Origin of the sequence: Halomonas sp. SIMBA_159, assembly GCF_046536035.1 — a bacterium.
In the GTDB taxonomy this organism is placed as follows: domain Bacteria; phylum Pseudomonadota; class Gammaproteobacteria; order Pseudomonadales; family Halomonadaceae; genus Vreelandella; species Vreelandella venusta_A.
The window spans coordinates 1-244 of the sequence record NZ_JAWJBT010001336.1 but is presented as its reverse complement, the minus strand read 5'-3'; the positions used below and the strand labels follow the sequence as shown (position 1 = coordinate 244).

The 244-nt window shown below is 59.8% G+C and carries 1 protein-coding gene; it reads left to right on the top strand.

Annotated features, from left to right (window positions below; translation table 11 throughout):
* Positions 1-244 (top strand): hypothetical protein (locus R0J87_RS23600; RefSeq protein ID WP_498889422.1); only part of this gene is annotated, 244 nt, incomplete at both ends.

Sequence of the window (244 nt, the reverse complement as noted above, 5' to 3'; positions counted from 1 at the left end):
AATCCGTTTCAGGGACTGGCCAGATGGCTGGAACTGCTCAAGCCGGGCGGCTATGCGATCCTGACTGTTCCCGACGAAGATCTGTATGAGAAGGGCAAGTGGCCGAGCCCGTTCAATCGCGAGCACAAGGTCAGCTTCACGATCTGCAAACCGGAGAAAACGCTGCCGGGCTCAGTGAACGTGCTGGATCTGGTGCGTGCATTCGCGCCGGTCGCGTCGTGCGAACGCGTAACTCTGGTGCGTG